We start from the raw sequence: 6,609 nt of genomic DNA, 5'->3' as shown, positions 1-6,609 counted from the left end.
GGGGAGGGGGTTGGGAGTGCGCCCCCCGGACCGCGACGCCTCGTGAGGCTAGTGGCGGCCGCCGCCGCGCTCGCAGCGGTCGGGCAGGCTCAGCTCCGCGCCGTCGAGCGTGCCGTCGCCGCACTCCGGACCGAAGGTGAGCACGTGGCTGGCGCCGTCCGCGGTGGTGCGCGTGAGCGTGCCGCTCGTGGGCCAGGGGCACACCTCGCGCGACGGCCGGACGATGCCCGCCAGCGTCACGGTGCCCTGCGAACCATCCAGCGCGGTCTCCGTGTACGCGCCGTCGATGGTGCGCACCGGCGGCGTGTCCGTGGAGAACGCGACGGACAGCGAGCCCTCCAGCCGCACCGACTGCACCACCGTGCCCGCGGCATCCGTGCGCGTGCGGGTCACGTCCGCCTGCGTGCTCTTGCGCTGGGGCGGAGCGCCGTCCACCAGCTCCGCCGTGGAGGCGGTGGTGCCCTTCACGGTGGAGACCTCGCCGTCGGAGTTGGTGCCTGAGACCTCGAAGGTGACGGTCTGGCTTTGCGTCACCGCGCCCGTGCAGTCCTCGGCAGCTTCGTACGCGTTCACGATGTCCACCGTGCCGCTGGTAGGGCCGCCGGGGCCCTTGCCGCCCGGCTTTCCGCCGCCCTTTCCGCCGCCCTTTCCGCCGTCGAAGGACTGGCCACGCACCTGCGAGCCCTCGCCGCCCTGCGGGGGAGGAGGCTGATCACCACCGCCCGGAGGCTGGCCGCCACCACCGCCACCACCGGGAGGCTGGCCGCCGCCACGGCCGGGACCCTCGGGGCGCGTGGGGGGCGCGCAGTCGGTCCACTCCAGGTGCACGGTGGCGGGCAGCGTCTTGCCACACACCTCCACGGTGGTGATGTCGGGGCTCTCGTCACAGTGAAAGCCTTCAATGGCCTGGGGGCGCAGCTTGTCCAGGCCGTGCAGGAGGCTGGACACCTCCACCGCGTCACTCGAGTCCGACGTGGCCTCCACCGCCTGGGACACATCCGACGTGGCGTCCGTGGTCGAGCTCTGCGACCCGCCGCCGCAACCGACCGTCATGGTGCCCACCACCAGCGCGACTGCTCCCAGCCACTGACTGCCCCTGTTCCAGTGCCTCATGAGTGCGTGCTCCCTTGTCATCCGGTGCCCGGCCGCTGTCCGTCCGCCCCCATGAGACGAAATGAATTTCCGCCGTGTTCCCGGCGGGGATTTTCCCGCGGCTTTTTGAGCATGCACCGGGGCCGGATAGAGTGCCGCCGACCGTGAACGACGAGCTGCGCGCACTCATCCTCGAAGCCCAGGACGGCAGCGTGCGTGCCTTTGAGATGCTCGTGTCCTCGCACCTGCCGCGCGTGCGCCGCTTCGCGCGGGCCTTCGCCGCGTCGGACTCGGACGTGGATGACCTGGCGCAGGAAGCGCTGGTGAAGGTCTACAAGAACCTGCGCTCGTTCCGCTTCCAGTCCGCGTTCCAGACGTGGCTCTATTCGGTGGTGCGCAACGCGTTCTATGACGCCACCCGCAGCCGCGCCGGCCGCGAGCGCTCCCGCGAGGAACCGCTGGAGCAGGAGCACACGAAGGCGGCGTCGGACGCCGAGTCCGCGGATGAAGGAATGATGCGAGCCCAGGAGCGGGACCGGCTGTGGCGGGCGCTCCGGGGGCTGCCGCCGGAGTTCCGCACGGCGGTGGTGCTCTTCGACGTGGAGGGCCACAGCTATGAAGAGGTGGCGGACATCGAAGGGGTGCCCGTGGGCACCGTGAAGTCGCGCCTGTCGCGGGGCCGGGCGCACCTGAAGGCCCTGCTGGCGGGGGGCCAGGGCCCCGGCGGCCCGGAAGATGACGCGCCGGTGGGAACATCCGGGCAGGACATTTCGTCGCATGCTGCGAGGAGCAGGAGATGAGTGAGCCCGAGGACAGGGAGGACCGCGCGCTGCGCGAGCGTCTGGCGGCGCTGCGGGACGACGCGCCCGGGCCCGACTTCCAGGCCCTGCTCCACCGGCGGCTCGTGGAGGCCGGTCCTCCCACACCGGCGTCGGGGTGGGATGCGGTGCGGGACTTCTGGCGCCGCCGAGCGCCGGTGCTGTGGCCGGCGGTGGGCATCGCCATGGGCGTGGCCACCTTCCTGGTGCTGGGCGCGGTGCGAGGCACGCCTGGAGTCCCGGAGACGGAAGCCCCGGGGATGGCGGAGATCGAGCGGCCCGGCACGCAGGTGCCGGTGAGCAAGGTGGCGGTCATCAAGTTGGACTTCACGGCGGACGTGGCCGTGGAGCAGGCGGACTTCCAGGTGAGCCTGCCGGAGGGGCTGTCCTTCTGGGCGGACGGAGAGGAATTGCCGCTGCGCTCCTACCAGTGGACGCAGCCCCTGAGCGCGGGCAGCAACGTGATTCCCATCGCGGTGCGAGGCCAGCGGCCGGGGCGTTATCTGGTGACGGCGCTGGCGCGTGCGGGCGACCAGCGCATCGAGCACGACGTGGTGCTGGAGGTCACGGGCGGATGAAGACGGGGTTCTCGACACCGGCGCTCGCCGTCCTCCTGTGGCTGGGAGGCGGGGCCGCGCACGCCCAGCAGACACCGGCCCCACCGCCAACGGAGGCCGCGAGGCCGCCCGAGGCCCCCGTACCGCCCCCACCGTCCGGAGCGCAGCAGGCGCACGTGCGCAGTTCGCACACGGTGGACGTCATCGCGCCGGGAGAACAGGTGGACACCATCCTGGGGCGCAGGAACGCGGAGCGCCCTCCCCCACCGCCCCGGGGCGACACGGCCCGTCCCCCTCCGGGTCCGGACGCGCGTGGCCCTTCGGGTGGACCGGGACAGGACGGCCGGCCCAACGGATCGCGCCCGCCAGGGGACGAGGGCCGCATGCGCTCGCCGTCCCCGAGGACCGACGGAGCACCACCGCCGCCCAATCAGCAGCCTCCCGCGCAGCCCCAACAGCCGCCGCGGCGCTGAAGGCGGGGTCGTCAGCGCAGGAGGGTTCCCGCCTCGAATCTCCAAAACCTGTCCGACTGTCCGACAGGTTTCCGCAGCCCGGATGAAGCGGCGGCCCCCTGCCGCGGTTGTCCAAAACCTGTCCGACTGTCGGACAGGTTTGTCCGGGTCGCCGCCAAGGGGGCGTGTTCCCTCAGGGTTCTCGACTCGCCTCCATCTGGACGGGAGTCATGTCAGAGGACCTGGCGACGCCGTGAGCACGGACTGGGTCGGTGCGCACCGGGCTCTCTCCCCGTGCCGGATGGCGCGGTGCGCTGCCCTCGCACCCGTGCGGGGAATGCGCTACGTCGCGGTGCGTGTGGACGGGCCTGCTGCTCCTGGTGGCGCTCGCGGCCGGGGAGCCGTTGGAGGACGCGCGCGAGTCCTTCGCGGCGGGCCGGTACGCGGAGGCGGAACAGCAGGCGCTCCAGGCCCCACCTTCTGGCGCCTCGCTGTACCTCGTGGGACTGGCCCGCTTCCGCTTGGGCCGTCCCGCGGAAGCGCTGGAGGCCCTGGAGGCCGCGGGGCACGCTTCGGATGCTCCGGAGCCCGACGCCTGGAACTTCAACCGGGGCGCATGCCTCTACGCCCTGGGGCGCTTCGCGGAGGCGGAGGAGGCTTTCGCGCGCGTCCGTGAAGGTGCCCCACTCGCCCGCGTGGCGTGGATCAACGCTGGCTTCGCCGCGTTCGACGCGGGCGCTCCGGACCGTGCCGCGCAATGGGCGGAGCGGGCCTCGCCGGGTGCATCCACGGCGGAGGCGCTGCAGGTAGAGGAGCTGCGCGCCCTGGTCTCGCCCGCCGTGAACGAAGGGGATGAGGCCTACCGGCAGGGACTCGCGTCCTTCGACGCCGGCCGGTTCGACGAGGCCCGTGCGCACTTCCTGCGCGCGGCGGAGCGACAAACCGACTCAGGCAGGGCCCGGCTCATGGCGGGTGCGTCGGCCTGGCGCATGGGCTCACGCGCGGAGGCCCGCGAGGACCTCACCGCGGCGCTCGCGCTGACGTTGACCCCGCTGGACCGCGCGACGGCGTATCAGTACCTGGACCTGCTCTCCCACGGACTGCGCTCCAGCGGCCCGGCCCTCTGGGCCTCCGCGACCGTGGGGCCGGGCTTCGACAGCAACGTGCTCCAGGTAGGCGTCGCGGCCCGCGACGTGTCCGGCGCGAACGCGGACGTGGTGACCGCGAGCCCCTTCGCGGAGGCCAGCGTGGGCATCACCGCGCGCTTCCGCCTGTCCGACCGGCTCTTCGCGGCCCTGTCCTACGGCGGCAGCCAGCGCGCGTATTCCGAATCCTCCGTGCGGGACTACTCGCTCCAGCTCCACCGCGCGACGGCGGCCGTGGAGTGGGAGGCCGCGCGCCGGGTGCGAGTGGGGCTCCTCGCGGGAGGAGACATCTTCTTCACCGGCCTGGCCGACTTCCGGGGGCTCCAGGCCTCCGTGAATGCCAACGCGTGGCTGGCCTGGGACGAAACCGAACACACCAGCACGCGGCTGGACCTGGGCGCCGCCGGCAAGGACGGAATTGGAGAGGAGTTCGCCTACCTCACCGGTCCACGCCTGGATGCGACGCTGTCCCAGGAATGGCGCCTGGGGCCCGCGAGCATCACCGCGTGGTACCGCTACCGGCAGGACCGCATCGGCACGCTGGAGCAATCCTTCACCAGCGAGGACACGACTCTCGTGTCGCAGACGTATGTCATTCCGTTCGGCTTCACGGGCCACGCCGTGGGCGTGGCCAGCCGGTGGCAACCCCTGCCATGGCTCACCGCCAGCCTGGACGCGGACGTGGAGTGGCGCCGCTACCTGGAGGACAACGCCCTGCGCGTCGTGACGGCCGGAGGAGACACCGAGACGTGGGACGTCCGCCGCCGCCACGACACGCGCTTCGTGCTCATCCCCTCCGTGAGCGCCCGGCTGTCGAGCCACCTGCGGCTCACCGCTCGCTACGAGTTGCTGGTGAACCGCTCCAACATCGACACGCGACTGACGGACGACGACCCCGCCGCGTGCGAAGGCGCGGAGCACCTCTGCCACGCGTATGACGCCACGAACGGCAACTACGAGAAGCACGGGGTGATGCTCCAGCTCGAAGCCGTGTGGTGAGCCGGCCCCGCGTGTCCGCTCCCCGATAGCGCTGTCCATCCACGGGGTGGGGCCTTCAGGCAAGGCAGCGTGGAGGAAGTGTTGCAAGGGCTGTGATGCCTCTCCACCTTGCCGCACGACGAACCCACGACAGAGGAGGCACACCATGCCCATGTCCCGACTGCCGCTGATGCTCGCCGCGACCACGGCGCTTTGTTTCTCCGCGGGTTGTTCCAAGAAGGGGATGCACAAGGAGGAGTCCAAGGAGCCGATGTCCGCCACCGCGATGTCGTCCACGGGGGACCAGCGCTGCCCCATGTCAGTGCCGGGCGCGCAGGTCCAGACGCAGGACACGTCCGACGGCGTGGCGCTCATGTTCACCACGTCCGACCCGTCGCAGGTGTCGGACCTCCAGGCGCGCGCCCGGCGGATGCTGAACGAGCAGTCCAAGCGCACCGCCAGCGCGGAGACACCCCTGGACCTGGCGCAGGAGGAGGACCTGGGCGACAGCGCCACGGAGATGCAGGATGGCCGCGACGATAGCGGCACCGGCGGAGGTGGCGCCCAGGGCATGGCCGGGGCGCCCAGCGTCCCCTCCAAGGCCGTGGCAACGGACACGCCGGAGGGCATCACCATCACCTACTCCGCGCAGGACCACATGCAGCAGCGCCAGCTCATCGACGAGGTCCACGAGACCGCCCGCCAGCTGAAGGGCGGCAACTGCCCCGGCATGTAGCCCATGCCCACGCGCCGGGACGGCGTGACGAGCGCCGTCCCGGCGGAAGTCCTACCGGCGGAACACCACCGTGAGGTTGTTGCTCGGCATCTCCACCACGCGCTCGCGCTGGAGCCCGTGGCGCGCCGCCTCCGCGGTCACCGCGCCCAGCTCGCGCACGCCCCAGGACGGGTCGCGCGCGCGGAGCGATTCGTCGAAGGCGAGGTTGCTCGGCGCGGTCTCCTTCCCCTCCACGAAGTAGGGGCCGTACAGCACCAGCCGTCCGCCCGGACGCAATACCCGCGCCGCGCCCCGCATCAATCCCTGGCAGGCCGCCCACGGCGAGATGTGGATCATGTTCACGCAGAGCACGGCGTCCGCGTGCTCCACCGGCCATGCGTCCGAGCTCGCGTCCAGCAAACGCGCGGGCAGGACGTTGGCCAGCCCTTCCTCCACGCGCCACGCGTCGATGCTCTCCAGCGACGACGGGTCGCCGTCCGTCGGCTGCCAGTTCAGCCCCGGGAACGCCTTCGCGAAGAAGGCCGCGTGCTGGCCGGTGCCGCTCGCCACCTCCAGCAACGTGCCCTCCGTGGGCAGCACCTCCCGGAGGATGGCGAGGAGCGGTTCGCGGTTGCGTTCGGTGGCCGGGGCGTGACGCTTCATGCCCTCCCCTCTTCCACACCCGAGCACGCGAGGAAAGGCCTCTCGCGGAAGATTGCAATCACAGTCAAACCGGAGGCCGCCCGCGCACGGAATCCGCAACACTTTCCGGGACCTGTCGAAAACCTCCTGCCTCGACTCGCCTCATCCCCCAGGCAGGAGTGACCTTGACGTTCTTCAACCGGAATGTTT

At 71.6% G+C, this 6,609-nt stretch carries 7 protein-coding genes; 5 read left to right on the top strand and 2 right to left on the bottom strand.

What is annotated here, in order from left to right; translation table 11 throughout:
* Positions 1-48: 48 nt before the first annotated feature.
* On the bottom strand, positions 49-1,113 hold the full coding sequence (locus D7Y15_RS44845; protein WP_158629122.1) for a hypothetical protein: 1,065 nt from the start codon (positions 1,111-1,113) through the stop codon (positions 49-51).
* A gap of 143 nt (positions 1,114-1,256) precedes the next feature.
* On the opposite strand from D7Y15_RS44845, the gene D7Y15_RS27005 reads away from it, so the two are divergent.
* From D7Y15_RS27005 to D7Y15_RS26990, 5 genes are all read left to right on the top strand, one after another.
* Positions 1,257-1,892 (top strand): RNA polymerase sigma factor, encoded by a 636-nt coding sequence (locus tag D7Y15_RS27005; protein WP_148712882.1) that lies wholly within the window; start codon positions 1,257-1,259, stop codon positions 1,890-1,892.
* Positions 1,889-2,488, top strand: a complete 600-nt coding sequence (locus D7Y15_RS27000; protein ID WP_121754372.1) for a hypothetical protein — start codon at positions 1,889-1,891, stop codon at positions 2,486-2,488. Before D7Y15_RS27005 ends, D7Y15_RS27000 begins: the two co-directional genes overlap by 4 nt.
* Positions 2,485-2,940, top strand: a complete 456-nt coding sequence (locus D7Y15_RS44285; protein WP_147452213.1) for a hypothetical protein — start codon at positions 2,485-2,487, stop codon at positions 2,938-2,940. Before D7Y15_RS27000 ends, D7Y15_RS44285 begins: the two co-directional genes overlap by 4 nt.
* A 335-nt stretch (positions 2,941-3,275) precedes the next feature.
* Positions 3,276-5,063 carry a tetratricopeptide repeat protein gene (locus tag D7Y15_RS26995; RefSeq protein ID WP_158629121.1) on the top strand — a complete coding sequence of 596 codons (1,788 nt, stop codon included), beginning with the start codon at positions 3,276-3,278 and terminating at the stop codon, positions 5,061-5,063.
* A gap of 145 nt (positions 5,064-5,208) precedes the next feature.
* The gene (locus D7Y15_RS26990; RefSeq protein WP_120579843.1) at positions 5,209-5,778 is read left to right on the top strand and encodes a hypothetical protein; all 570 of its coding nucleotides are present in this window, start codon (positions 5,209-5,211) and stop codon (positions 5,776-5,778) included.
* Between the two features lie 51 nt (positions 5,779-5,829).
* Here the strand turns inward: D7Y15_RS26990 and D7Y15_RS26985 are convergent, their stop codons facing one another.
* Complete coding sequence (locus tag D7Y15_RS26985; protein WP_120579844.1) at positions 5,830-6,420, bottom strand: DUF938 domain-containing protein; 591 nt, start codon at positions 6,418-6,420, stop codon at positions 5,830-5,832.
* Between the last annotated feature and the right edge of the window lie 189 nt (positions 6,421-6,609).

The sequence above is a fragment of the Corallococcus sp. AB030 genome, from assembly GCF_003668965.1.
GTDB classification, from domain to species: Bacteria; Myxococcota; Myxococcia; order Myxococcales; family Myxococcaceae; genus Corallococcus; species Corallococcus exiguus.
This window is presented reverse-complemented; position numbering and strand designations above follow the sequence as displayed.